Origin of the sequence: Bradyrhizobium sp. CCBAU 11434 (assembly GCF_028128895.1) — a bacterium.
In the GTDB taxonomy this organism is placed as follows: domain Bacteria; phylum Pseudomonadota; class Alphaproteobacteria; order Rhizobiales; family Xanthobacteraceae; genus Bradyrhizobium; species Bradyrhizobium zhengyangense.
The window spans coordinates 18079-42755 of sequence record NZ_LBJX01000071.1 but is presented as its reverse complement, the minus strand read 5'-3'; the positions used below and the strand labels follow the sequence as shown (position 1 = coordinate 42755).

22 protein-coding genes, 1 tRNA gene and 1 pseudogene are annotated in these 24677 nt (G+C 64.3%); 12 read left to right on the top strand and 12 right to left on the bottom strand.

Annotated elements, in window-relative coordinates:
• Genes XI06_RS15260 through XI06_RS15250 form a run of 3 tightly spaced genes read right to left on the bottom strand, consistent with a single transcriptional unit; the run spans nt 1 to nt 3034 of the window.
• Entirely contained in the window at nt 1–1032 is a 1032-nt protein-coding gene (locus XI06_RS15260) for an L-idonate 5-dehydrogenase (RefSeq protein WP_271605756.1), read from the bottom strand.
• 24 nt (nt 1033–1056) lie between these two features.
• Nucleotides 1057–1824, bottom strand: coding sequence for an SDR family oxidoreductase (locus XI06_RS15255; RefSeq protein ID WP_237861549.1), 768 nt, complete (start codon nt 1822–1824; stop codon nt 1057–1059).
• A 10-nt stretch (nt 1825–1834) separates the two neighbouring features.
• Nucleotides 1835–3034, bottom strand: coding sequence for a mandelate racemase/muconate lactonizing enzyme family protein (locus XI06_RS15250; protein ID WP_271605755.1), 1200 nt, complete (start codon nt 3032–3034; stop codon nt 1835–1837).
• Nucleotides 3035–3214: 180 nt separating this feature from the next.
• Here XI06_RS15250 and XI06_RS15245 point away from each other — a divergent pair, with 180 nt between their 5' ends.
• Both XI06_RS15245 and XI06_RS15240 read left to right on the top strand, forming a co-directional pair.
• Nucleotides 3215–3979, top strand: a complete 765-nt coding sequence (locus tag XI06_RS15245) for a GntR family transcriptional regulator (protein ID WP_237861551.1) — start codon at nt 3215–3217, stop codon at nt 3977–3979.
• A gap of 41 nt (nt 3980–4020) precedes the next feature.
• On the top strand, nt 4021–5385 hold the full coding sequence (locus tag XI06_RS15240) for an MFS transporter (protein WP_237861552.1): 1365 nt from the start codon (nt 4021–4023) through the stop codon (nt 5383–5385).
• Between the two features lie 51 nt (nt 5386–5436).
• Here XI06_RS15240 and XI06_RS15235 read toward each other — a convergent pair whose 3' ends face one another.
• From XI06_RS15235 to XI06_RS15215, 5 genes and pseudogenes are all read right to left on the bottom strand, one after another.
• Nucleotides 5437–5664: a hypothetical protein gene (locus XI06_RS15235; protein WP_271605754.1), complete on the bottom strand. Its 228-nt coding sequence runs from the start codon at nt 5662–5664 to the stop codon at nt 5437–5439.
• 97 nt (nt 5665–5761) lie between these two features.
• Nucleotides 5762–7012 carry an arsenic transporter gene (locus XI06_RS15230; RefSeq protein ID WP_271605753.1) on the bottom strand — a complete coding sequence of 417 codons (1251 nt, stop codon included), beginning with the start codon at nt 7010–7012 and terminating at the stop codon, nt 5762–5764.
• Nucleotides 7013–7034: 22 nt separating this feature from the next.
• A pseudogene (locus XI06_RS15225) lies at nt 7035–8312 on the bottom strand (MFS transporter).
• A 66-nt stretch (nt 8313–8378) separates the two neighbouring features.
• A complete protein-coding gene (locus XI06_RS15220; RefSeq protein WP_271605752.1) occupies nt 8379–8819 on the bottom strand; it encodes an EamA family transporter in 441 nt (146 codons plus the stop codon).
• Nucleotides 8820–8831: 12 nt separating this feature from the next.
• Nucleotides 8832–11309: a hybrid sensor histidine kinase/response regulator gene (locus XI06_RS15215; RefSeq protein ID WP_271605751.1), complete on the bottom strand. Its 2478-nt coding sequence runs from the start codon at nt 11307–11309 to the stop codon at nt 8832–8834.
• Between the two features lie 215 nt (nt 11310–11524).
• On the opposite strand from XI06_RS15215, the gene XI06_RS15210 reads away from it, so the two are divergent.
• The 4 genes from XI06_RS15210 to XI06_RS15195 all read left to right on the top strand — a co-directional run bounded on the left by XI06_RS15210 (nt 11525) and on the right by XI06_RS15195 (nt 16108).
• Nucleotides 11525–12595 (top strand): zinc-binding metallopeptidase family protein, encoded by a 1071-nt coding sequence (locus XI06_RS15210; protein ID WP_237861559.1) that lies wholly within the window; start codon nt 11525–11527, stop codon nt 12593–12595.
• A gap of 177 nt (nt 12596–12772) precedes the next feature.
• Nucleotides 12773–14788, top strand: coding sequence for an acetyl-CoA carboxylase biotin carboxylase subunit (locus XI06_RS15205; RefSeq protein ID WP_271605750.1), 2016 nt, complete (start codon nt 12773–12775; stop codon nt 14786–14788).
• A 157-nt stretch (nt 14789–14945) separates the two neighbouring features.
• Complete coding sequence (locus tag XI06_RS15200; RefSeq protein WP_237861562.1) at nt 14946–15812, top strand: isocitrate lyase/PEP mutase family protein; 867 nt, start codon at nt 14946–14948, stop codon at nt 15810–15812.
• The gene (locus XI06_RS15195; protein WP_237861563.1) at nt 15809–16108 is read left to right on the top strand and encodes an acylphosphatase; all 300 of its coding nucleotides are present in this window, start codon (nt 15809–15811) and stop codon (nt 16106–16108) included. The genes XI06_RS15200 and XI06_RS15195 overlap by 4 nt, the downstream gene beginning before the upstream one ends.
• A gap of 40 nt (nt 16109–16148) precedes the next feature.
• Here the strand turns inward: XI06_RS15195 and XI06_RS15190 are convergent, their stop codons facing one another.
• Nucleotides 16149–17669, bottom strand: a complete 1521-nt coding sequence (locus XI06_RS15190) for a PAS domain-containing sensor histidine kinase (protein WP_271605749.1) — start codon at nt 17667–17669, stop codon at nt 16149–16151.
• 152 nt (nt 17670–17821) lie between these two features.
• Between XI06_RS15190 and XI06_RS15185 the strand changes: the two genes are divergently transcribed.
• The 3 genes from XI06_RS15185 to XI06_RS15175 are packed head-to-tail and all read left to right on the top strand — an operon-like array spanning nt 17822 to nt 20494.
• Nucleotides 17822–18379: a GbsR/MarR family transcriptional regulator gene (locus tag XI06_RS15185; RefSeq protein ID WP_271605748.1), complete on the top strand. Its 558-nt coding sequence runs from the start codon at nt 17822–17824 to the stop codon at nt 18377–18379.
• A 16-nt stretch (nt 18380–18395) separates the two neighbouring features.
• Complete coding sequence (locus XI06_RS15180; RefSeq protein ID WP_237861566.1) at nt 18396–19061, top strand: DUF4166 domain-containing protein; 666 nt, start codon at nt 18396–18398, stop codon at nt 19059–19061.
• Nucleotides 19058–20494 carry a TIGR01777 family oxidoreductase gene (locus XI06_RS15175; RefSeq protein WP_271605747.1) on the top strand — a complete coding sequence of 479 codons (1437 nt, stop codon included), beginning with the start codon at nt 19058–19060 and terminating at the stop codon, nt 20492–20494. The genes XI06_RS15180 and XI06_RS15175 overlap by 4 nt, the downstream gene beginning before the upstream one ends.
• A gap of 415 nt (nt 20495–20909) precedes the next feature.
• Here XI06_RS15175 and XI06_RS15170 read toward each other — a convergent pair whose 3' ends face one another.
• On the bottom strand, nt 20910–21767 hold the full coding sequence (locus tag XI06_RS15170; RefSeq protein ID WP_237873327.1) for a LysR family transcriptional regulator: 858 nt from the start codon (nt 21765–21767) through the stop codon (nt 20910–20912).
• Nucleotides 21768–21879: 112 nt separating this feature from the next.
• Here XI06_RS15170 and XI06_RS15165 point away from each other — a divergent pair, with 112 nt between their 5' ends.
• On the top strand, nt 21880–22302 hold the full coding sequence (locus tag XI06_RS15165; protein ID WP_271605746.1) for a tautomerase family protein: 423 nt from the start codon (nt 21880–21882) through the stop codon (nt 22300–22302).
• A gap of 44 nt (nt 22303–22346) precedes the next feature.
• On the opposite strand, the gene XI06_RS15160 is transcribed toward XI06_RS15165, so the two are convergent.
• Both XI06_RS15160 and lipB read right to left on the bottom strand, forming a co-directional pair.
• Nucleotides 22347–23060: a DNA helicase gene (locus tag XI06_RS15160; protein WP_271605745.1), complete on the bottom strand. Its 714-nt coding sequence runs from the start codon at nt 23058–23060 to the stop codon at nt 22347–22349.
• Between the two features lie 199 nt (nt 23061–23259).
• Nucleotides 23260–23997 carry a lipoyl(octanoyl) transferase LipB gene (gene lipB / locus XI06_RS15155; RefSeq protein WP_271605744.1) on the bottom strand — a complete coding sequence of 246 codons (738 nt, stop codon included), beginning with the start codon at nt 23995–23997 and terminating at the stop codon, nt 23260–23262.
• Between the two features lie 83 nt (nt 23998–24080).
• Between lipB and XI06_RS15150 the strand changes: the two genes are divergently transcribed.
• Both XI06_RS15150 and XI06_RS15145 read left to right on the top strand, forming a co-directional pair.
• Complete coding sequence (locus XI06_RS15150) at nt 24081–24323, top strand: FliM/FliN family flagellar motor switch protein (protein ID WP_011088012.1); 243 nt, start codon at nt 24081–24083, stop codon at nt 24321–24323.
• A 212-nt stretch (nt 24324–24535) separates the two neighbouring features.
• A tRNA-Leu gene (locus XI06_RS15145) sits at nt 24536–24620 on the top strand.
• Nucleotides 24621–24677: the final 57 nt, after the last annotated feature.

The window sequence follows — 24677 nt, the reverse complement described above, 5'->3', positions numbered from 1 at the left end:
TCAGAAGGTCAGCTGCACCTTCATCGACTGAGAGCGATCGCTGGCGAGCTCAAACGCGGCGACTGCGTTCTCGAACGGCATGGTCGCCGTGATCAGCGGCTTCACGTCGATCAGGCCTTCGCCCATCAGCCGGACCGCGAGTTCGAACTCGGGATCGAAGCGGAAGGTGCCGCGCAGCTGCAATTCCTTGGCGACGATGGAATTGATCGGCAGCGTCATTTCACCGCCAAGGCCGAGCTGCACCAGCGTTGCGCCGGGGCGGAGCACGTCGAGCGCGGTGCGGAGCGCGGCCTGATTGCCGGAGGCTTCGAACAGCGTGTCGAACACGCCCTTGCCGGCGCGCCAGGGATCGAGCGCGGTGGCATTGGTGGCGACGTTGATCGCGTGCGTGGCGCCGAGCTTGCTGGCAACGGAGAGCGGTGCATCAGCCACGTCAGTGACAACGATCTCAGAGGCACCGCCGAAGCGCGAGACCAAAATCATCAAGGCACCGATCGGGCCGCAGCCGGTGATCAGCACGCGCTTGCCGAGGAGGGGGCCGGCCTGCTTGCCGGCATGCAGGCAGACTGCGAGCGGCTCGGCGACCGCGGCTTCCGCCAGCGACAGCTTGTCGGAGATTGGCACGGCCTGCGTTGCGTCGACCGTGATGAATTCGCGAAAGCCACCCTGGACATGGGGAAAGCGCATCGCGCTGCCGAGGAAGCGCATGTCGAGGCACTGGTTGCGCATGCCCTCCTGGCAATGCAGGCACTGGCCGCACGGCTTGCTCGGATTGACCGCAACGCGCGTCCCAGATTTCACGCCGCTGACGCCGTCGCCGACCGCCGCGACCACGCCGGCGATCTCGTGACCCAGCGCCATCGGCTGCTGAATGCGAACAACGCCGAAGCCGCCGTGATGGTAATAGTGCAGGTCGGAGCCGCAGATGCCGCCATTGGCGATCTTGACACGGACCTCGCCCGGGCCGGGCGCCGGATCAGGATAATTGTCGATCCGCAGATCCTTGGGGGCGTGAATGACGACGGCGCGCATGGTCTTGTTTCCTGGTGTTCGCGATTACATCGCGGCGATCATGCCGCCATCGACATAGATGATCTGGCCGTTGACATAGGTGGAGGCGTCGGAGGCGAGGAAGATCGCCGCGCCGACCAGCTCGTCCGGCTTGCCCCAGCGCTTGGAGGGGATGCGGCCCATCAGCCAATTGTTGAAATCGGGGTTGTTGACCAGCGCCTCGTTCATGTCGGTGAGCATGTAGCCGGGGCCGATCGCATTGGCCTGGATGCCGTGCTGAGCCCATTCCACCGCCATCGAGCGGGTCAGGTTCTTGATGCCGCCCTTGGCCGCGGTGTAGGGCGCAATCGTCGGGCGCGCCAGCTCGCTGCCGAGCGAGCCGATATTGATGATCTTGCCGTGCTTGCGCGGGATCATCCGCTTGCCGGCCTCGCGGCCGATCACAAAGGCGCTGGTGAGATCGGTCTCGATCACCTTGCGCCATTCGTCAGTGGTGAACTCGACCAGCGGCTTGCGGTGCTGGATGCCGGCATTGTTGACGAGGATGTCGACGGCAATGCCCTTCTTGTCGAAGTCGTTGAAGGCGGCGACGATCGCGGGCTCGTCGGTGACGTTGAATGCCGCACCTTCGGCCTGATGGCCGGCCGCACGAAATTCGGCGACGGCTTGCTCGACGCGCTTGGGATCGACGCCGTTGATGATGATCCTGGCGCCGGCCTTGGCCATGCCTTCGGCGATGGCGCGGCCAAGCCCGCGGGAGGAGCCGGTCACGAGTGCGGTGCGGCCGGAAAGGTCGAACAGGGCGGTGCTCATCTCAAAATCCTCAAACGTTGGAGCGGCGCGCGATCAGATCGGAGCGCTCGAAGACGGCGGGCAGAAGGTCGACGCCAAGGCCGGGGCCTTCCATCGGGAAGACGTAACCGTCCTTGATCACGGGCATCGTGGTGACGAGCTCATTGTACCAGCCCTTGTAGAAGGCGCGCACCGATTCCTGGATCAGCGTGTTGGGCTGGCTGAAGGACATGTGGATGGCGGCGATGAAGCCGATCGGGCCAATACAGTCATGAGGAGCAAAAGGCCGGTGATAGGTCTCGGCCATGGCCGCGATCTTGCGGCCCTCGGTGAGGCCGCCGGTCCAGCAAAGATCGGCCATCACCACATGCATGGCGTCGCGATCGAGCATGTCCTTGTAGGGGAAGCGCGAGCCCAGCGTCTCGCTGGCGCAGACCCAGACATTGGTCGAACGGGCATATTCGGCCAGCGCCTGCGGCGAGTTCATGCGGATCGGGTCTTCGTACCAGGTCGGCTTGTAGGGCTCGAGCGCCCGCGCGATCTGCTTGGCGGTCGGCAGATTCCACAGCGAGTGGAGCTCGACCATGATCTCCATCTTGTCGCCGACCGCTTTGCGGATCTTCTCGAACGGTTCGATCGCCTGTTTCATCTGCGCGGCAGTGATGTAGAGACCCTTGTTCTCCTGGGCCGCCGGATCGAACGGCCAGATCTTCATCGCGGAAATGCCGCTTTCCAGCAGGCTTTCGGCCAGCGCATCGGCGCGGTTCATGAAGCCGTCGAGATCTTCGTAAGGACCCTTGGACGCGCCGAGATTCCAGTTCGAGACCGGGCTGATATTGGTGGAGCGGACATATTGCGTGCCGGCGCAGGTGTTGTAGATGCGCTGCTTGTCGCGGCAGAGGCCGCCGAGCATCTGGTGTACCGGCTGATTGCAGACCTTGCCGAACAAATCCCACAGCGCGATGTCGATCGCTGACGCTGCACGATATTCAACGCCGGTCGACGACTGCGCCATCGGCAGGTTCAGCATGTCGCGATGGATCGCTTCGATGTGCAGGGGATTACGGCCGAGCAGGCGGCCGGCAAAGGTGTCGTGAATCTGCGCCTCGACTGCGCCCGCGCCATAGAAGGTCTCGCCGAGACCAATCACGCCGCTATCGGTGTGAACGCGCACCCAGATGACGTTGGAGAATTCCTCGGTTCGCAGCGTCTCGATCGACGTGATCTTCACGGCAAGTCCTCCCGTCAAAGGCGCCTCGCGCCCGTCGTGTTTTCATTTCGCACCGCAGCATGATGAGGTGTCGGCGGAAGTCTTAGCGCCGCTTGTAATATATCACAACATGTTTTAAGGATGCCACAAACAAGGCGCCGCCCTGCAATGCGAGAGCACAGGCCGACGGGAGGAAATTCGATGGCACGGCGCAAGCGGGCGCTCGAGGTGGTGAGATCGGAGGACGGAGTGGGCAAGCCCTCTCGGCGCAACCGTCTCAACTTCTTCGAGCTGGCCTATCAAAGGATTGAAGAGCTCCTGGTTCATTGCGAGCTGAAGCCTGGCCAGTTCATGACCATGCTGGAATTGCAGCAGATCACCGGCTTCGGCCGCACGCCGGTGCATCACGCCGTCAATCGTCTGTCCGCCGATACGCTTATCATCATCCGTCCGCGTCACGGCCTGCACATCGCGCCGATCGATCTGGCGCGCGAGCGCATGCTGCTGGACCTGCGCCGCGATATGGAGCGTTTTGTCATTCGCCTCGCGGCAGATCGCGCCAGCCTGTCGCATCGCAATCAGGCTCTGCACATCGAGCGCCTGCTGCGCGAGCGTCGCGCCACCCTGACCCTCGACGAGTTCAACAGCATCGACCGCCGCATCGATGCGCTGGTGCTGGAAGCTGCGGGCGAGCCGTTCCTGGTGCACACGCTGCGGCCGCTGCACACGTTGTATCGCCGCATCGGCTACATCCATCACCGCTTCATGCCGGGACAGGCCGATCTCTCGGGAACGATCGACCATCACCTCGGTATTCTCAGTGCCGTTGCGAACCGCCGCGTCGAGGACGCCGTCAAGGCGAGCGATGCGCTGATCGACTACATGGGCCAGATGTTCACGGGCATGGAGACGGGGATCGATCCGCGTTTGCTCGACTGCAGCATCGAGCCGCTGCTCGGCGCTTAAGAGGACTCGGCACCAAAAGAGTTTTGAAGAAGGGATCAAACATGTCGACTATGGCCATGCCGCAACCGACCGCGAGCGAAACCGCGGTCCGCTACCTCATCACCAATTACAGCCCCAAGGGCAACAAGGTCGGCTGGCTGATGATGGCCTCGATCCTGGTCGAGGCCTGGGACCTCTATTCGATCGCCTTCGTGCTGATCTTCATCAAGGAGCAGTACAATCCCGATCCGCTGATGCTCGGCCTTGCCGCCGCGGGCACGCAGGGCGGCGCGCTGGTCGGTGCGCTGCTCGGCGGCTGGCTGTCCGACAAGATCGGCCGCCGCGTCATGTTCCTGATCACCATGGTGATGTTCATCATACTGGCCCTGGCGCAGGCCTTCGTGCCCAGCGTCGGCTGGCTGGTCGTGATCCGCTTCCTGCTCGGCGTTCCGCTCGGCTCCGACATCTCGACCGGCTACACTTACATCATGGAATCCATGGCCAAAGGTGAGCGCGAGGTCATGGGCAACCGCTGGCAATTCATGTTCGCCGTCGGCGAGGTGCTGACCATCGGCGTCATCGTCATCTTCCTGCTGCTCGACATCCAGCACGAGATGCTGTGGCGCGTGACGCTCGGCCTCGGCGCGGTGCCGGCGCTGATCATCCTGGTGATGCGCCACGACGTGCCGGAGACGGCGGTGTGGCTGGTGCAGAAGGGACGCTACCGCGAGGCCAAGCAGGTCGCGCGCGAGATGTTCAACGACGATCTCGCCATGCTGCCGGACCAGGACGTCGAGGTGCCGAAGGTATCGACCCGCGCATTTCTCGCCGACCTCAAAAAGGATCCGATCCGCTGGCGCGCCACCATCTACGGCTGGATCGCCTGCTTCGCGCAAGGCAGCGAGTTCTCGACCTTCGCGTTCTATCTGCCGGTGCTGTTCGTGATGGTCGGCGTGTCGAGCGTGCTCGGCAACAATCTGGTGACGATGGGCCTGTTCTGCTTCGCCGCGCTGTCGGGCTGGGTCGGCCCCCTGCTGACGCCCAAGATCGGCCATCGCGGCATTGCGATTGCGGGCTTCTCCATCGTGCTGGCTTCGCTGCTAGTCGCGGCCTTCGCGCTCTACACCGACAACAAGATGCTGCTGCCGTTCGCGGCCGCCGCGATGCTCTGGGGCCATTATTGGGATGCGTCGAACTGTATGACGATCCCGACCATGGTCGCCAAGCCGAAGTACCGCGGCACCGCCAGCGGCTTCGCCTACATGTTCGTGAAGCTGCCGTCGTTCCTGGCGATCTTCCTGTTCCCGTCGCTGTTCGCGGCGATCGGGCAGGCCAGCGCGACACTGTTCGTCGCGATCTTCCCGCTGATCGGATTGCTTGCTGCAATCTTCATCCTGCCGGAAGTCTACGGCTACGAGAACGACTGACGACAAGCTATCCGGTCGCGGCCTCATGGCCGCGATCGGTTTGCCCCAAGCCTACGGGCTCAGGAAGACGGGATCGATCCCGGTCGCGGTGTGGCCGAGCAGGCCGATGGCCTGAAGCTGGGCGCTGTGCAGGTCGATCTGCACGACGGCTAACAGGACCAGCAACACGACGGTGCTGAGGACCAGCATCGGAGGGGATGCTTCGCCCGGCGCCGAAAAGCCGTGAAGCGAGCGACGCAGGGAAAAGCTCTGCGGCAATGCCTTTGATTGAATTTGCATGATGAACCTCCTTGCCGCGCCCCAAGAGGCTGCGCGACAAGGTGCAGTATAGGTTCGGCTATCCGCGCCACATTGATGCGCCGCAAACTGCGCGCGATTAATGGATCGCCGCCGCGAGCGCCGCGATGAGGGCTGGCGGCATCACCAGCAGTCCGAGCTTGAGGAACGGCCATGCGCCGACCTCGATCTTCTCCCGCCGCAACGCGACCAACCAGAGGATGGTGGCGAGGGATCCTGTGACCGACAGGTTGGGTCCGAGATCGACGCCGATCAGGATGGAGCTGATAACGGGCGCGGGCAGATGGTCGCTGGCGGTGACCGAGCCTGCGACGAGTCCGACTGGCAGATTGTTAGCGATGTTGCCGGCGATCGCGGTGGCGATGCCGACACTCCAGGCGGCTTTCGTCACGGATTGTTCCACAGCCTGATGCAGCAGTGCGCTGAGCTGGCCGATCACACCCGTCTTGATCAGCGCCTCCACCATCACGAAGAGACCGCCGACCAGCGGCAGGACGCTCCAGGACACGCCCCTGAGCACCGGCAGCGGCGATTGGCGGCTGATCAGCAGCACGATGGCGGCCGTCACCACGCCGCAGATGAAGGTCGGCAGGCCGAGCTGCTTGTCCAGCGCCGAGGCCGTGACCAGCACGATACCGATCGCGACGATGCCCGCGGCCGTCAGCTTGCCGCCGCGGCCGAGCTCGGGATGCAGCACGCTGCGCGCGATGGTCTCGTCCTTCAGTGCGCGGTGCTGGGTCAGGCGCAGTACGATGTAGGTGAGCAGGATCGATGCGGCCGAGGGCAGTGCGAACAGACGCAGCCATTCGGTGAGCTGCGGCATGCGCGCACCGAACACGACGAGGTTGGCGGGATTGGAGATCGGCAGCACGAAGCTCGCGGCATTGGCGATGAAGGCGCAGACGAAGAGATAAGGCAGCGGCTTGGCGCCGGCCGCCCGTGTCGCCGCATAGACGGCCGGCGTCAGCACGATGGCGGTGGCGTCGTTGGAGAGCAGCACGGTGACGACGGTGCCGACGATGTAAATCAGCAGGAACAGCCGTTGCGGCGAGCCACCGGCATATTCCACCGCAAGTGCAGCGAGATAGTCGAACAGGCCTTCGAGCCGAGCCAGCTCGGCGATCAGCATCATGCCGATCAGGAAGAGGTAGACGTCAACACCCTTCTCGATGCCGTCAAGTGCATCCTGCCACGGCAGGAAGCCGAACAGCACCAGCGCGCCGGCGCCGAGCACGGCCCAGATCGCCTCGGGCAGGCGGAAAGGGCGGATGATGACGCCGGCGGTCGCGGCGACGATGATGCTCCAGGCCCAGATGGCGTGAGACGGCACGTTCAATCCCTATGGAAAGAGTTCATTCGGCAGCGATAGCGGAAGCCGGCGCTGATGTCTTCCCCTGCCGGCGCGGGGCGCCGTCGGCGACTTGTCGCGTCTCGGGGAGGGCGAGCAGGCAAATGGCCGCGCCGATCGCGGCGATGGCTCCGAGGGTAATGAAGGCCGCGCTGTAGCCGGCGCCGACCACGACGAAACCGGCGAGGGTGGTCGACAGCGCGGCGCCAATGCTCTGGGCGGTGATCACGGCGCCCTGCGCGACGTTGAAGCGGCCGGTGTTGCGCATGAGATCGGCGACGATGACGGGAAAGATCGCGCCAAAAATGCCGGCGCCGACGCCGTCGAGCAGCTGCACGCCGACCAACCAGAGCGCATTGTCCGAGAGTGTGTAGAGCGCCCCACGGATGGGCAGGATCAGCAGCGCGGCGAGGAAGAAGCGCTTATGGCCCCAGCGATCGGCTCTTGCGCCGACCAGCATCGCGAAGGGCACCATCACCAATTGAGCCGCGACGATTCAGGCCGACATCAGGGTGGTGCCCATGTTCTTGTCCTGGAGCGCGAGCTTCTGTCCGACCAGCGGCAGCATCGCCGCGTTGGAGAGGTGGAAGAGCAAAACACAGATGGCGAAGACGAGGAGAGGGCGGCAGGTCAGGAGCACGGCAAGACCTGAGGGCTGTTCGCGCGATGCATTGGCGTCGTCCAGCCCGCGTGCAAGCTCGTGGTCGATGGCCCGTTCGGGGATTGCGAGAATGCTGACGAGGCTCGCAACCGCCATGGCACCAAGAAGATAAAACACGACGGTCGGCTCGAACCAGTAAGCGGAGACACCGGCAAGCCCGGCCGCGACCGCGTTGCCGGCGTGGTTGAAGGTCTCGTTGCGACCAATTCGACGGGTGAAGGCGGCATGGCCGAAAATGCCGAGCGAGACGGCGGCGATCGCGGGTGGAAAGATCACGGCGGCAGCCTGCGCGATGCCTTGCGAGATCGCGACCGGAAGGAAAGCGGGAAACAGGGGCAACGACAGTGCCGCCAGCGTCACGAGAATGGCGGCGGCTGCCATGACTGACCGTTTCGCCCTGATGGCATCGACCAGCGCGCCGGCCGGTGTCTGCGCTACGATGCCCGCGATAGTCGCGATCGACATCACGAGGCCGATCCGCGCCTCGTCCCAATGCTGCTCGGTGAGGAGATAGACCGCGAGATAGGGCCCGAGCCCGTCGCGGACGTCGGCGAGGAAGAAGTTCGCCGCATCCAGCGCGCGGCCTGCCTGCGTTGCCTGATCGGAGTTTTCGTTCGGCATCGGTGTCTCGATCGAGGCAGGAAAGCGCCCCGGCAGAAACCGATCCCTCATGACCTTGGTTCCCGGCTAGAACTTCACGGCTAGGAGAACAGCGCCGGCACCGATCATGGTGATCCCGATCCAGCCCTGCGCTGTCGGCCGCTCGCCGAGAAAGGCGAAAGCGAACAACGCGACCAGCACGACGCTGAGCTTGTCGATTGGCGCCACCAGCGTCGCTGGGCCGAGCTTCAGGGCGCGGAAATAACACAGCCACGACGCGCCGGTTGCGAGCCCCGACAGCACCAGGAACAACCAGGTCTTGGACGAGACCGCAGAGGGGACGGTGAGCTGTCCGGTGAAGAACAGCAGCACCGAGAACGCGAGAAGCACGACGATGGTGCGGATGAAGGTCGCGAGGTCGGGATTGATATTCTCGATGCCGACTTTTGCGAAGATCGCGGTCAATGCGGCAAAGCAGGCGGAGAGCAGCGCCCAGGTTTGCCAGGCGGAGAAGAGGGCCGGTTTCATGGGAGATCTCTCTTACCTCGCCACCGACAGCTTCTCCGAGATCGCCTTGCGCAGGATGCGCGAGAGCGATTCCACCGAATACGGCTTCTGAATCAACTCAAATCCGCGATGGGCGTTTTCAGCGAGCACGTTACTGTAGCCGGAGGTGAGCACGACGGGAAGGCCCGGATAGCGCTCTCGGATGACGCCGGCGAGCTCGACGCCGTTCATGCCGGGCATGATGACGTCGGAGAACACCAGATCGACCGCAAACTCGTTCTCGCCGAGGATAGCGAGCGCGGCCGACGCGCTGGCGACGCGGCGGGTGACGTAGCCGAGGTCTTCCAGCAGCTCGGTCGAGAACTGGCCGACATCGTCATTGTCCTCGACCACAAGCACGCGATAGCCGCGTCCGGTGGTGGCGCCTTCGCTAGTGAGCGCGGCGGCTTCCTTCTCGGCCGCGGGGCTTTGAGCCTGCGGCAGGTAGATGGTGAAGGTCGCGCCTTGGCCTGCCGTGCTCGTCACGGCGATATCGCCTTCGGACTGCTTTGCGAACCCAAAAGCCTGGCTGAGGCCGAGGCCGGTGCCCTTGCCGACCTCCTTGGTGGTGAAGAAGGGCTCGAAGATCGCGTCGATATTTTCCGGCGCGATGCCGCTGCCGGTATCGGCGACCGAGATCGCGACATAGTCGCCGCCGCGCGCCGACTGTGCCCGCAGGTTCGGGATGCCCTGGACCTTGCGCACTGAAATGGTGAGCCGGCCTTCACCGTCCATGGCGTCGCGGGCATTGATGGCGAGGTTGATCAGCGCGGTCTCGAACTGCGCGATGTCGGCGACGGTGAAGCAATCGGCATCGTTGATCTCGACGGCAATCTCGATGCGGCCACCGACCAGCGGCCGGACCAGCTGGGCCACGCCCTCGACCTGGCTGCCGACATTGAAGATCTGCGGCTTCAGCGGCTGTCGGCGCGCGAAGGCCAGCAGCTGCGCGGTCAATTTCGAGGCGCGCTCGACGGTGTCGGAGATGGCATCGACATAGCGGCGGCGGCGCTCCTCCGGCAGCTCGCGCCGCCGCAGGAAGTCTGTGGCCGAGCGGATGATGGTGAGGAGGTTGTTGAAATCGTGCGCGACGCCGCCGGTGAGCTGGCCGATCGCCTCCATCTTCTGTGACTGCCGCAGCGCTTCCTCGCCGCGGCGACGCTCGGTGATGTCGACGGCCTCTGGCACCGCGCCGGTGATGTTGCCGTGGCGGTCGAGCACGGGGCGCATGCCGAACTCGAAATCACGCTCGCCGATGGGCAGGCGCAGCCGCATCTCAAGTCGCACTGCTTCGCCTTTCAGCACGGTGTCGAAGGCCTCACGCACGGTTGCGCTCATGCGTTCCGTGCCGGTGAACCAGGGCGTGTCCCAGAACGGCTTGCCGATGACCTCAGCAGAACTCGCCTTGATGCCGTCGAGCGCGGTCTTGTTGGCGTAGAGCAGCTCGCCCTTCAGGTTGACCAGACCCTGATACTGGTTGCTGGTCTCCAGGATGGCGCGCAGCCGGGCCTCGTTGGATTCGAGCTCGGCGGTGCGCTCGGCGATGCGCTCTTCCAGCGTCTCGTTGAGCTTTCGCAGCTCGATCTCGGCCTGCTTGGCGACGGTGATGTCGTGGGCGACGCCGATGAAGCCGATATGCTTGCCGGTCGGGTCCCAGCGCGGCTGCGATTCCGAGCGCAGCCAGCGCCATTCGCCTGACGCGTCCCTATAGCGGGCCTCGAGCACGAACGGTTTGAGCGACGCTTCGCCCTGAACCGATTGCTGCAACACATGCGGCAGGTCGTCAGGGTGCAGCACCTTGCGCCAGTCGAAGGCGATAGCCTGCTCGTAGGGCAGGCCGACGAAGTCGACATAGGCCTGGTTGGCGAAGGAGCGCGTGCGGTCGAGCTTCGTCACCCAGATCGGCACCGGCGCGCTGTCGGCGATCAGCCGAAACCGCTCCTCGCTCTCCCGCAGCGTCTCGCGCGCGAGCGCCTGGTCGGTGATGTCGATATGGGCGCCGACGAGGCGGCTGGCGCGGCCGTCGCGGTCGCGCTCGATCTTGGCGACGACACGGATCCAGCGGGTCTGGCCGTCGCTTGGGCGGATGATGCGATATTCGGCGGTATAGTCCTCGCTGGTGCTGGCCAGCGCATCGAAGAAATGCTTGACGGTGGCATCGCGGTCGTCGGGGTGAATGCGGCTGACCCAATCCTCATGCGTCTCGTCGGCGCCCTCGGGCGGCAGCCCGTGGATCATCAGATATTCTGGCGAGCGGCGGTTCTTGAAGCCTTCGCGGAAATCGACCTCGAGCCCGCCCACCTTGCTGATGCGCTGGATGCGCGCCAGCTCCGCCTCGCGCTCCTGAAGCGCATGATAGGCATTGTCGCGCTCGCGCGCGATCTCTTCGAGGTGCTGGCGCAGCCTTTCGGCGGCAATGGTCTCGGGCAAAGGATCGTTCAAGGCGTCGGCCGTTGTGATGCGGGGGCGCACGTGCCGAAGCGATATTCACACAGACAAAGCGCGATAGCCATTGCTCAAAAGGGAATAGGTCAAGGAAAGGCCCGCCGCACTGCATGGGGCGGGTATGAACGAACGCGGGGGCTGGCTATTTGTTCCCGAAGAAGGAACGATGAGCGGTCTGCGCGCGTATGTGCGTGGCGCCCCATTTGATATCAGTAAGACACCCTTTCCCAAGAGGCTCAATCTTGAAGCTCTTTGTTTGCCAGGATTGCGGCAACGTTCTCTATTTCGAGAACCGAGCCTGCGAACGCTGCGGCCACCGGGTCGCCTTCCTGCCGGACAAGGAGACGATGCCAGCGATCGAGCCTGACGGGGAGGGTTGGAAGACGCTTGCGGACAAGGGCGAACGCCGGATGCTCTGCCGCAATGCCGATTACGATGCCTGCAACTGGCTGACCGATGCAGGCGATTCCACCGGCTATTGCCGTGCCTGCCGCCATAACGGCATCGTGCCTGATCTCTCAGACCCCGCGCAGCTCGCCGGCTGGCGCGAGCTGGAGGTGGCAAAACACCGGCTGTTTTATTCGCTGGTCCGCTGGAATCTGCCGCTTCAGACCCGGCAGGACAATCCCGAGCACGGCCTGATCTTCAATTTCCTCGCCGATGATCCCAACACCGGGCAAAGGATCATGACCGGCCATGACAATGGCCTGATTACGATCGCGCTCACCGAGACTGATACCATCGAGCGCGAGCGGCGCAGGCTGGAGATGGGCGAGCCGTACCGCACGCTGCTCGGGCATTTCCGCCACGAAGTCGGGCACTATTTCTGGGACGTGCTGGTGCGCGAGGGCGGCAGACTGGACGAATGCCGTGCCGTATTCGGCGACGATTCCGCCGATTACGGTGAGGCCCTGCAGCGGCACTATGCCGAAGGGCCGCCGCCGGATTGGCAGCAGAACTATGTCTCGGCCTATGCGACGATGCACCCGTGGGAAGATTTCGCTGAGACTTGGGCGCACTACCTTCACATCGTCGATACGCTGGAGATGGCTGGCGAGTTCGGCATGGAGGTGCGCCCCAAGGTCGACCGCGACGGGGAGTTGTCGACGCGGATCCGTTTCAATCCTTATGAGGCTAAAGGCGTCGAGGCGATCGTCGACGCATGGCTGCCCTTCACCTTCGCCATGAACAGCGTCAACCGCGCCATGGGCCTGCGCGACCTCTATCCCTTCATCCTGTCGCCGGCCGTGGTCGCCAAGCTCGGCTTTATTCACAGCCTGGTCCGCAACGTGGCCAAAGCCGGGAAGCCATAGGGCGGCCAGGGGCTCGCCAGGCCCGTGCCGGTCTTGCGCTGGTACGCCAGAGCGGGCTGGATTTTGCCCGTTGCCTCCGGCCAATTTTGCTGTACCACGACAGGATACGGCCCCGTCCCACCGGCCCGCCAAGGCGTGGGGTAGGGTCCCGCCCAGGGGACGAAGCTCAAGAAAATCATGTTCAAACGCATCCTGATCGCCAACCGCGGCGAAATCGCCTGCAGGGTCATCAAGACCGCCCGCAAGATGGGAATTCAGACGGTTGCCGTCTATTCCGAGGCCGACCGCGACGCCGTCCATGTCGAGATGGCCGACGAGGCCGTGTTGATCGGCCCGCCGGCCGCGGCCGAGAGCTATCTGGTGATCGAGAAGATCGTCGAGGCATGCAAAAAGACCGGCGCCGAGGCCGTGCATCCCGGCTACGGCTTCCTGTCCGAGCGAGAGGCGTTTCCGCGGGCGCTGGAAGCGGCCGGCATCGTCTTCATCGGCCCGAACCCCGGCGCGATCGCCGCAATGGGCGACAAGATCGAATCCAAGAAGGCGGCCGCCAAAGCCAAGGTCTCGACCGTGCCTGGCTATCTCGGCGTGATCGAGGACGACAAGCATGCGGTCCGCATCGCCGACGAGATCGGTTACCCCGTGATGATCAAGGCCTCCGCCGGCGGAGGCGGCAAGGGCATGCGCATTGCCCATTCCAAGGCCGAGGTTGCCGAGGGCTTCAATCTTGCCAAGGCCGAAGCCAAAGCCTCGTTCGGCGACGACCGCGTCTTCGTTGAAAAGTTCATCGTCGATCCCCGCCATATCGAGATCCAGGTGTTGGGCGACAAGCACGGCAACGTCATCTATCTCGGCGAGCGCGAATGCTCGATCCAGCGCCGCAACCAGAAGGTTATCGAGGAAGCGCCGTCGCCGCTGCTCGACGAGGCCACCCGCCGCAAGATGGGCGAGCAGGCGGTCGCACTGGCGAAGGCCGTGAACTATGATTCCGCCGGCACCGTCGAGTTCGTCGCAGGGCAAGACAAGAGCTTCTACTTCCTGGAAATGAATACGCGTCTCCAGGTCGAGCATCCCGTTACCGAGCTCGTCACCGGCGTCGACCTCGTCGAGCAGATGATCCGCGTCGCCGCCGGCGAGAAGCTCGCGTTGACGCAGAAGGACGTCACGCTCACGGGTTGGGCGGTGGAATCGCGCCTCTACGCCGAAGACCCGTTCCGCAACTTCCTGCCCTCGATCGGCCGCCTGGTGAAGTATCGCCCGCCGGCGGAAGTGAGCAAGGACGGCATCACCGTGCGCAACGACACCGGCGTGCAGGAAGGCGGTGAGATCTCGATCTATTACGATCCGATGATCGCAAAGCTCGTCACCCATGCGCCGTCGCGCGCGGCCGCGATCGAGGCGCAGGCGACCGCCCTCGACTCATTCTATGTCGACGGCATCAGGCACAACATCCCGTTCCTGTCTGCGCTGATGCATCATCCGCGCTGGCGCGAAGGCAATCTGTCGACCGGCTTCATCGCAGAAGAATTCCCCAAGGGCTTTTCCGTGCGCGTGCCCGAGGGCGAGGTTGCGCGTCGCATCGCCGCGGTAGGCGCCGCCATCGATCACGTGCTGGGTGAGCGCAAGCGGCAGATCTCGGGGCAACTGGGCGGGCGTGTCGTGCAGCGCGAGCGCCGCCGCGCGGTCTGGCTTGACCGCCAGGAGATCCCGCTCGAGGTTGCCCGCGAGGGCGATGCGATCGCGATCCGCTTCGTCGATGCTGACGGCAAGGCCGGCAAGGCGCATCTGTTGCAGTCGTCGTGGAAGCCGGGCGACCCGGTCTGGCAGGGCACTATCGACGGTCACTTCGTCGCGGTGCAAACTCGGCCGATTCCGAACGGCATCCGCCTCGCGCATCAGGGCGTCGAGGTGCCGGTCTATGTCTGGACCGAAGCGGAAGCGGCCTCGGCAAGGTTGATGCCGGTGACGACCGCCTCCGACACCGGTAAGAAGCTGCTCTGTCCGATGCCGGGCCTGGTCGTCTCGATCGCGGTGACCGAAGGGCAGGAGGTCAAGGCCGGCGAGACGCTGGCCGTGGTCGAAGCCATGAAGATGCAAAACGTGCTGCGCGCCGAGCAGGACGGCACTGTGAAGAAGATCCACGCCAGCGCCGGCGCGACGCTCGCGGTGGACGCGCTGATTTTGGAGTTTGCGTAAGGGTGTGAGTGAGGCCCTTAGCGGGCCCCACCAATGCCGTCAGTGCGAGCGCAGCGAAGCAATCCAGACTGCCTCCGCGGAAAGACTCTGGATTGCTTCGCAGCGCTCGCAATGACGGAGTATGTTGCGGCTGCGTCGCAACAATTGAGAGGGCACTATGGCCTTTCGTTCTCGCCGCGAGAAATTGCGCTCCATCCTGTCGGGCTCGGCTTGCGTCCATCCCGGCTCGGTCTATGACGCGATCTCGATCCGCATTGCCGAGGATCTTGGCTTTCCGCTCGGCATGTTCGGCGGCTCGGTCGCCTCGCTCGCTGTGCTCGGCGATCCCGATGTCACACTGATTACACTCACCGAGCTTGCCGAGCAAATGAGGCGGATGTCGCGCGCCGCAAGCCTGCCGGTGCTGGTCGATGCCGATCACGGCTATGGCAATGCGCTCAACGTGCGCCGCACGGTGCAGGAGCTGGAGACGGCGGGCGCCGCCGGCCTCACCATCGAGGACACGCTGTTGCCGGCGGCCTTTGGCGAAGCCAAGACGCAGCTGATCTCGCTGGAGGAGGGCCTCGGCAAGATGAAGGCGGCGCTCGATGCGCGCGGCGATTCCTCGCTGGTCATCATGGGGCGAACCGGAGCTGCCTCGATGAGCTCGATCGAGGATGCCATCCGCCGCGCGAGGGCCTATGAAGCTGTTGGCGTCGATGCGCTGTTCTTCACCGGTATCAGGTCGCGCGCGGAGCTCGAAGCCGTCGTGGCCGCGACGCGTCTTCCGATCGTGCTCGGTGGCGCGCCCGACGAATTGAGCGCGATCGATTATCTCACCAGCCAGCGCGTGCGCATCGCGCTTCAGGGCCACGCGCCGATCGCAGCCGCCACGCAGGCCGTCTACGACGTCCAGAAGGCGTTGCGCGAGGGCACATCGCCGAAGGCGCTGAAGGGATTGCCATCGGCGGAGCTGACCAATCGCATCATGCGGGAGGCCGAGGTCAAAGCGCGCAGCGCCGATCTTCTTGGGCTGAAAAAATGAGCCGGGCGATCCTCCAGGTGATGATCCGTGGGCGCGTTCAGGGCGTGGGCTATCGGGCCTGGGTCGAATATCAGGCCAGCGCGAGCGGCCTCGAAGGCTGGGTCCGCAATCGCCGCGACGGCAGCGTCGAGGCGCTGTTCGCGGGGGCGCCGAAGCATGTTGCCGACATGGTCGCGCTGTGCCGCCACGGCCCGCCGTCATCGCGCGTGGACAGCGTGACCAGCGAGACGGCCAGCGTCGATGAGCTGAACCTGCGCCGGGCAGGGGAAGCATTCTCGGTTTTGCCGACGGTGTAGGTGAGCCTGCGGTTTTCACTTCCTTCGGGGAGGTGAGCCATCACCGCGGCAGCTTCGAGATCGCCTCGCTCAGTTCGTGGATCTCATACGGCTTGCGCAGGATCGGGAAGTCGCCGCGGACGCCAGCGGCGGCTTCGCTGTAGCCGCTGGCGAGCAGGATTGGCAGATCTGGGCGCGTTTGGCGCAGGAGATGGGCAAGGCCGAGTCCGTCCATCTTGCCGGGCATGACGATGTCGGAGAAGACGAAGTCGACGCCGTTTTTCTCGAGCTCGCGTAGCGCGGACTCGGCATCCGAAACGCGGCGCACGCTGTAGCCGAGCTGCTCCAGCAGTCCGATGCTGACGTTGGCGACATCTGGGTTGTCCTCGACCAGCAGCACCGTGCCGCTGCCGCGCGCTGGCGCCACCTCGGGCGTTTGGCTCGGTGCGGTCCCAGTTTCGCGCGGCAGCAGGATGGTGAAGGTCGTGCCCTTGCCGAGCTCGCTTGCGACCTTGATCGTGCCGCCGGCCTGATGCGCGAAGCCGTGCACCTGTGACAGGCCGAGGCCAGTGCCCTTTCCGACCGGCTTCGTCGTGAAGAACGGCTCGAAGATCTTGTCGACGACGTCGGAAGGGATGCCGAGCCCGGTATCGGCGACGGTGATGGCGACGTATTCGCCGCTATGGAGCGGATCGTCGAGGATGATGTTGTGCGCGCCGATCGTCACTGTGCCGCCGTCGGGCATAGCATCGCGCGCGTTGATGACGAGATTGAGCAGCCCCGTCTCGAACTCCGAGACGTCGGCCTTGACCGGCCAGACGTCGCGCTCGATGTCGAAGGCCAGGCGAACGGCGCTGCCGACGCCGGCGTAAAGCACTTCGCGGATCGCCTCGATGCGGTCAGCCAGACGGATCGCCTGCGGATTGACGCTCTGCCGCCGCGCGAAGGTCAGGAGTTGTCCCGTCAGCGCGGCGCCGCGCTTGGCGGCGGTCTCGATCGCCGAGATTGCGCGCTGGAACCTGGAATCGTCGGGATCGCCCTTCTTGAGGATGTGAAGGCTGCCGGTGATGATCATCAAGAGATTGTTGAAGTCGTGTGCGACGCCGCCGGTGAGCTGGCCGAGCGCATCGAACTTCTGCGACTCCGCGAGCTGCGTCTGCATCGCGTCGAGCTTCAGCTGCGTGTTGCGGCGCTCAGTGATGTCGCGCGTGATCTTGGCGAAGCCGACCAGGGTTCCGTCCTCATAGATCGGGTCGATCACCACGCTGGCCCAGAAGAAGGTGCCATCCTTGCGGACGCGCCAGCCTTCCTCCTCATAGCGGCCCTGGTCGCGCGCGATGCGGAGCGCACGGGCGGGCCTGCCCTTGGCCCGATCGGTCTCGGTATAGAAGCGCGAGAAATGCTGGCCGAGAATCTCGTCGGGCGAATAGCCCTTGATCCGCTCGCCGCCGATGTTCCAGCTCGTGATGATCCCGTTGGGATCGAGCATGTAGAGCGCGTAGTCCGCGACTCCTTCAACCAACAGCCGGAAACTCCGTTCGCTTTCGAACAAGTCTCTCTGTTGACTGGATTTTTTGACCATTACGGACCCCGCCTCGACGGGGGCAAACGTCCTGAAGGGCGTTTGGTTCCCGCTTTCTGGGACGTTTTTAGGCAAATATTGCGGACGGTATGCAGGAGGCAAGGCTTCCAACGGCACTTGACACGCAATCGCACATGTCAGATATTTCTGTTATGACAGAAATAACCGGAAAGAAGAAACTCCCCGCCGCGGTTGAGCGCTTCATCCTGCATTGGGGCGACATGGGCGATCAGTGGGGTGTCAACCGCTCGGTCAGCCAGATCCACGGGCTGCTCTATCTCGCCGAGGCGCCGATGACGGCGGAGGACATCGCCGACACGCTCGGCATGGCCAGGTCCAACGTCTCCAATTCGCTGAAGGAGCTGCTCGCCTGGAACCTGATCCGGCGCGCGCCGATCCTCGGCGATCGCCGCGATCACTACGAGGCGGAGACCGACATCTGGGAGGTCGCAGCCCGCATTGCGGCGCGACGCAAGGAGCGCGAGCTCGATCCTGCGATCACTGCGCTGCGGGCCTGCGTGACCGATGCGGCCGACGATCCGACCATCAATCCGGTCGCGAGCAAACGGCTGAAGGAGATGCTCGCCTTCACCGAGCTCGCCGACCACTGGTTCATGCAGATGCTGAAAGTGCCCCGGCCACGGGTGGTCGCCTTGATGCGGCTTGGCGAGAAGATCGCCAACCTGCTGCCGCTGGGCAAGGCCAAATAGGTGTGAGGAGGGTGCGATGACGTCGGCAAGATTATCAGGCTCCAACGCACCAACTTCCGCTCACATCAAACTGCTCGATGACCGCCGCTTCCGTTCGCTACTGTCGGACGAGGATTGGGGCCGTTTGCCGCTTGCAACCTGGCGGCGTTTTTCAAAACGCGTCGCCGATGGCGACAGCGTAGTCTATGTCGGCGTGGTCGACGAGGTCGTCTTCAGCGACATCGGCTGGTGGTTTGCGCAAGCCGCGCGCCTGATCGGCGGGCCACTTCCCACGGGGCGTGACACCGGCGTGCCGATGATCGTGACTGTCACCGAGGACGGTGTGACAGGCGGTCAGACCTGGACCCGCATCTGCGCGCGCAAGCGCGGCTTTCCACAGGTGATCCATTCGGCCAAGCGTTTCGCCGGCCCGACCAGGCTGGAGGAATATGTTGGCTTCGGCGTCTCCATGGCCCTGCGCATCGCCGTCGAAGGCGAGGCGCTGACCTTCCGCAGTGCAGGCTACGGCCTGCAGCTCGGGCGCCTCTGGATCCCGCTGCCGCAATGGCTCACGCCGGGTGACCTCACCGTGACGCACAGCGATCTCGGCGAGGGCGCCTTCCGCTTCACCCTCGATGTCATTCATCCACGTTACGGCGCGCTGATCCACCAGTCCGCCTTGTTCAGGGAGGCCGTATCATGACGGCGCTGTTGTGGACGCTCATAGCCATCCAAATCGTGATGGGCGTATTCGACACCTTTTATCACCACGAGTTCACCGAGCGCCTCGCCTGGCGTCCGTCGCAGCGCTTCGAGCTGAAGCTGCACGGCATCCGCAACATGTTTTATGCGCTGCTGTTCCTCATACTCGGCTGGCTCGAGGCCTATGGCGTGCTGGCGCTGCTGATCGTCGCCGTGCTGGCTGCCGAGATCGTCATCACGCTGATGGATTTCGTCGAGGAGGATTTGAGCCGCAAGCTGCCGCCGAGCGAGCGGATCAATCACACGTTGCTCGCGATCAATTACGGCGCCATCCTGGTGCTGCTGTTGCCGGTGCTGATCGGCTGGGCGATGCAGCCCATCGGTGTAGCGGTCGTGAATCAGGGCCTGCTCAGCATCGCCGCGACCGCCTGCGCGGTCGGCGCGGCGCTCTGCGGTCTCAGGGATTTTGCCGCGATGCGCCGGCTTGGCCGCATGCGAAGCGTTCCCGCGGACGATCTCGTCGAAAAGCTGCCTGGCCGCAAGACCGTATTGATAACAGGCGCCACCGGCTTCATCGGCAGCCGCCTTGCGGCAAGCCTCAGCGGAGCAGGGCACCACGTCATCGCGCTGATCCGCAACCCAGCCAAAGCCGAGATACTGCCGCCGCCGGTGACGCTGATCACTGGCCTCGATCAGCTCACAGCCGACACGCATATCGACGCGATCGTCAATCTCGCCGGCGAGCCGATCGGCAACGGCCTGTGGACCGAGGCCAAGCGCGCAAAGATCATCGGCTCGCGCGTCGATATGACCGGCGAGGTCGTCAAGCTGATCGCGCGGCTCGAACGCAAGCCGGAGGTGCTCGTCAGCGGCTCCGCGATCGGCTGGTATGGCCTGTGGGCGGATCAGGTGCTGACCGAGTCCGCAAAGTCTCACGCCTGCTTCAGCCACGAGCTGTGCGCGGCCTGGGAGAAAGCGGCGCGGCCGGCGGAGGAGCTCGGCGTCCGTGTTGTCAATCTGCGTATCGGCCTCGTGCTCGGCACGGAAGGCGGCTTCATCACGCGCATGCTGACGCCGTTCGAGTTCGGGCTCGGCGGACCGCTCGGGACGGGGCGGCAATGGATGTCGTGGATCGAGCGGGACGATCTCATTCGCCTGATCGCCTACGTGATGGCGACGCCGGATCTCGTCGGGCCCGTCAACGCGACGGCGCCAATCCCAGTCACCAACGCAAAGTTCACCGAGGAGCTCGGTCGTCGCCTGCATCGGCCTGCGGTGTTCCGCATTCCTGGCGGCCTCTTGCGCCGGATCGGCGGCGGGTTTGCCGACGAGCTGCTGCTCGGCGGTCAGCGCGTGCTGCCGAACAAGGCGCTGAGCCGCGGCTTTGTGTTCCGGCATGAGACGCTGCGTAGCGCATTCGAGGCGATATTGTGAGGTGATGTCATGGCTTGCGCCGCATGTCCTCGTGCTCTTAACGGCTGGTTTCGCGGATGCCTGGCGGCAACTGCGACATTGGGAGTGTTGCCGTTTCTCGCCACAATTCTGTCTCTTCCAGATCGAGGCTTTCCCGATGGATTAGCTCCTATCGTCGCCCTGGTCTTGTTTGCCTTACCAATCGCATTGATCCTCACCTGCCTGCTGAGCGGGATGCCATCAGCGCTTGTGATATGGCTCGGTGAGTCATTTCGAGTTCGCTCAGTGCTATTCTACGCGGCCGCCGGCGCCGCGATGGGCGCCTTGATTGCGAACGGCATCTTCGGGACTCTCGTTGAGATGGATGCGCTGTTTGCGTTGGCCGGATGTCTGGCCGGGGTCGCCTATTGGTCTACTGCGGGAAGGGACGCGGGCGCTAGTTAGCTCCTGCCGCGCTCCGGAACGTCGCCGCCACCGCGCGCAGCGCCGCGAGTTTGGCGGGATCGCTGACCTTCGAATGCAGCATCACCTTCGAGCTGCCGAGTTTCGGCAGCTTGTGCGCAGGCCCGATGTCGATCAGTCCGGCCGGAGCAATCCGCCGCGCCAGCGGTGCAATCGCAAGACCGGCCAGCGCGGCCGCGACCACCGCTGTCACGCCGCCGCCGACGAAACGCTCGCGCCAGGCGGTGCCGGTCTTGTCGAGCGCGCGCACTGCGATCGCCCGGACGCCGCAGGGCGGAGCGAGCGTTGCGAGCGGCAACGGCTCGCCCTTCGGCAGCATGAGGCGTCGGGACGCGAACCAGCCAAACTCATCCTCGGTCAGCTTCTCGCCGCCGCGGCGGCTGCCTTCCTGGCGCACGATCACCGCATCGAGCTCGCCCGCGTCATAAGCATCCTGCATCTCGCGCGAGAAGCCGATGGTGACGGCGAGGGTGAGGTTTGACGACATCGCATGCAGCCGTTCGAGTAAGGGCACTAGCTCGGGGCCTGCGGCATGATCGGAGATGCCGAGGGAGAGCGATTGCGCGGCCGGTGCCTCGCCCGACAGCGCGCGGTCGTGTGCCGCCATCAGCGCGCGGGCGCGATCAAGGAAGTTCGCGCCTTCGGCCGTGAGCCGGACCGCGCGCGGCGAACGCTCGACGAGACGTTTGCCCAGCAAGGTCTCGAGCCGTTGCAGCTTGAGGCTGACAGCAGCCTGGGTCGTGCCGAGCGCTTCGGCGGCACGGGTAAAGCTCTGGAGGTCGGCGACCAGCAGAAAGGCTTGGACGGTGGCGATGTCGATCGTGGCTGTCATTATGAATGGTTATCACTGATATCCTATGAGATAAGATACCAAAATGATGCGGGAAGGTCTAGCTTTTCCCCAACGCCGCGCAAACAGCGCTGGCATCTTGAGGAGAACGACAATGCCCCTGATCACCGTGTCCTACACCACCTCCCGTCAGTCACCCTCGCTGAAGGCCGACATCGCAGGCGCCGTGTCCGAGCTCACCGCGAAAATCCTGCACAAGGATCCAAAGGTCACCGCCATCATCGTGAAGTCCGTGGACGCGGACGACTGGTTCGCCGGCGGCAGGTCGCTCGCAGACCAAAAGCTGGCCAGCTACTGGATCGACATCCATATCACCGAGGGCACCAACACCAAGGACGAGAAGGCGGCCTATCTCGCCGCGATGTTCAAGCGCATGGCCGAGATTTTGGGGCCGCTGCATCCTGAGACGTACTTGCATGTCGACGAGGTCAAGGGCGACGCCTACGGCTTCGGCGGCCTGACCCAGGAGCGGCGCTACATTGCCGGCAAGCTCGCTGTGTCGCTGAAGGCGGCGTGAGGGCATCGAGCCGCGGGTGAGCCATCTCACCCGCGGCTCGTTGGTCAGCTTGCTGCCCGGAACTCAACCTCGGCGTTGTTGATGAAGCAGGTCTTGTCGAACAGCCTCAAGTCCAGCGGGTTCGGCAGCCTGACATCGTTGATGTCAGGGCAGGGTTTGACCATCGGGTCATAGGACCGATCGATCTGCGAGATGAAGACGACGATCAGCCCCTTGTCGCGTGCAAAGGATTTCAGCGCGCGCACCTGGACGGTGAGATCAGGGTTTTCCCGCCGCTGGTCCAGCAGTTGCAGATAATCGACCACCACGACCGTGCCACGCGGTGCCGCGGCCATCTGCTTCACGACATAATCGGCACTGATGGCATCGGAGCAATCGACCTCAAAGAGCTCACGGAATTGCGTGGGCTCCACGCCGATCGCGCGCATGCGGTTCAGCACGTCTCTCTCGGTATATTCGAGCGAGAAGAACGCGGCGCGATGGCCGTACTTCATGGCCTCCACGGCGAGTTCGAGGCTCATCAGCGTCTTGCCCTGACCGGGGCGGGCGCCGACCAGCACCAGGTCGCCCGGTTGGAGCTGCGGAAACAGCCTGATGGCCGGCGTTAATGCCGCAGCTTTCGCGGCGAGCAAGCTCCAGGCGGAAAACCCTTCCGTTGTGGCGACGCGGTCGAGCGCGTCGTGCAGCGGAATACCTTCCTCGCGGGACAGGCGCTTTGCTTTTCGCTTGAGATGATAGATCGGTGCAGACAGCTTCATCGTCAGAACCTCCTGATGCGAGCAGAAAGCGCAATCCCTCCTTATGCCCGATGCTCGAACAGTCGGTCCGTTGGCTTAGTCGCCCGGCATGATCTGTACTTTCCCGGCGGAGGGGGGAGGCGTGGGCGGCACCTGAGCCAAGCGTAACCGATTCCACGCAGCTGGAGAACGCGCACGGCGTGTCGCCAACAGGAAAGGGTCAGGCGGTGGCTTCCGGCAGCAGCGCGCGGGTCGGCCCGAATAGCTCCTCGAAGGCCTGCCGGAGCGCGATGTCGACGTCTTCCATGGTCACGAGCTGACCGAGATCGACCAGCGAGGTGACGCCGTAGCGGGGATCAGCCACACCGCAGGGGACGATGCCTGCAAAGTGCTCCAGCTCCGGCTCGACATTGATGGCGATGCCGTGGAACGAGACCCAGCGCTTCAGCCGCACGCCGATCGCCGCGATCTTGTCCTCGCGCCCCTCGCCCTTGTCCGGGCGCTTCACCCAGACGCCGACCCGGTCCTCGCGCCGCTCGCCGCGGACGTTGAAGGCGGCGAGCGTCTTCAGGATCAGTTCCTCCAGAATCGCGACATAGGCGCGAACGTCCGGCCGGCGGCGCTTGAGGTCGAGCATGATATAGGCCACCCGCTGGCCGGGCCCGTGATAGGTGAGCTGGCCGCCGCGTCCGGTCGCGAAGGTCGGGAAGCGGGGATCGAGCAGGTCGGTCTCCTTGCCTGATGTCCCTGAGGTGTAGAGCGGGGGGTGCTCAAGCAGCCAGACCAGCTCCGGTGCCTCGCCTGCTGCGATCGCGGCGACCCGCGCCTCCATGTCGGCCACAGCCTCCGGATAGGGTACCGACGCGTCCGAGATGCGCCATTCGACGGGGGAGCCGCCTGCGGCGGAAAACGACGTCAAATCGAGCGCTTGGCGCGGGTTTTGAGGCGAATTAACCATTGGCTAACCATAACGTGGTGATGATTGCAGGCGCAAATGCCAAGTCCCTTGGTGTGTTGTCTCCAGTTGCGGCGGTCCTGACAGTGCCCACACTCGATAAAGTCACCGTGGATCTCATGGTCGTCCTCGGGACGACCACCATGCCGATCCATCAAGTATTACGTCTTTCCCGCGGCGCCATCATCGAGCTGGACGCAACCGAGGCCGACGAGGTCAAGGTTCTCGCCAACAATCTGCCTGTCGCCTCCGGCGTCGTGCTGGTCGACCGCAACCGGATCGCGGTCGAGGTCAAGCAGATGCTGCCCCGGACGCCGGGTACGCGGTAGCGCCCCGGGCACGCGGTAGGGGGTACGCGGGAAGCCGGCGACGCGCCAAGGGCTTTCGACACACTTGATAGGGCCGATCCGGGCGGGGATGAGACTTTCCTGCCAAGCCTGTGGAATTCTGGGCCTTTGCAGGCTTGTATCCCCCTGATGGATTTGTTAGATCGGCGGCCGCTGATCCGGCCAGCCAAACGACCTCAGGCCGGTATCTTCTTGCGCTCGTGGCGGAACTGGTAGACGCGCTGCCTTGAGGTGGCAGTGGGTAACACCGTGGGGGTTCGAGTCCCTCCGAGCGCACCATAAATCCATATGAACTTGCGGCGTCGGCACGGCGCCATGCGGGTGATTGGGGATCCT

Coding starts and splice junctions, on each gene's coding strand:
- XI06_RS15165 (WP_271605746.1), top strand. CDS start 21,880: ATGCCCCTGATCACCGTGTCCTACACCACCTCCCGTCAGTCACCCTCG.
- XI06_RS15200 (WP_237861562.1), top strand. CDS start 14,946: ATGGCCTTTCGTTCTCGCCGCGAGAAATTGCGCTCCATCCTGTCGGGC.
- XI06_RS15205 (WP_271605750.1), top strand. CDS start 12,773: ATGTTCAAACGCATCCTGATCGCCAACCGCGGCGAAATCGCCTGCAGG.
- lipB (WP_271605744.1), bottom strand. CDS start 23,997: ATGGTTAATTCGCCTCAAAACCCGCGCCAAGCGCTCGATTTGACGTCG.
- XI06_RS15190 (WP_271605749.1), bottom strand. CDS start 17,669: ATGGTCAAAAAATCCAGTCAACAGAGAGACTTGTTCGAAAGCGAACGG.
- XI06_RS15195 (WP_237861563.1), top strand. CDS start 15,809: ATGAGCCGGGCGATCCTCCAGGTGATGATCCGTGGGCGCGTTCAGGGC.
- XI06_RS15170 (WP_237873327.1), bottom strand. CDS start 21,767: ATGACAGCCACGATCGACATCGCCACCGTCCAAGCCTTTCTGCTGGTC.
- XI06_RS15235 (WP_271605754.1), bottom strand. CDS start 5,664: ATGCAAATTCAATCAAAGGCATTGCCGCAGAGCTTTTCCCTGCGTCGC.
- XI06_RS15260 (WP_271605756.1), bottom strand. CDS start 1,032: ATGCGCGCCGTCGTCATTCACGCCCCCAAGGATCTGCGGATCGACAAT.
- XI06_RS15245 (WP_237861551.1), top strand. CDS start 3,215: ATGGCACGGCGCAAGCGGGCGCTCGAGGTGGTGAGATCGGAGGACGGA.
- XI06_RS15185 (WP_271605748.1), top strand. CDS start 17,822: ATGACAGAAATAACCGGAAAGAAGAAACTCCCCGCCGCGGTTGAGCGC.
- XI06_RS15175 (WP_271605747.1), top strand. CDS start 19,058: ATGACGGCGCTGTTGTGGACGCTCATAGCCATCCAAATCGTGATGGGC.
- XI06_RS15180 (WP_237861566.1), top strand. CDS start 18,396: ATGACGTCGGCAAGATTATCAGGCTCCAACGCACCAACTTCCGCTCAC.
- XI06_RS15160 (WP_271605745.1), bottom strand. CDS start 23,060: ATGAAGCTGTCTGCACCGATCTATCATCTCAAGCGAAAAGCAAAGCGC.
- XI06_RS15220 (WP_271605752.1), bottom strand. CDS start 8,819: ATGAAACCGGCCCTCTTCTCCGCCTGGCAAACCTGGGCGCTGCTCTCC.
- XI06_RS15255 (WP_237861549.1), bottom strand. CDS start 1,824: ATGAGCACCGCCCTGTTCGACCTTTCCGGCCGCACCGCACTCGTGACC.
- XI06_RS15240 (WP_237861552.1), top strand. CDS start 4,021: ATGTCGACTATGGCCATGCCGCAACCGACCGCGAGCGAAACCGCGGTC.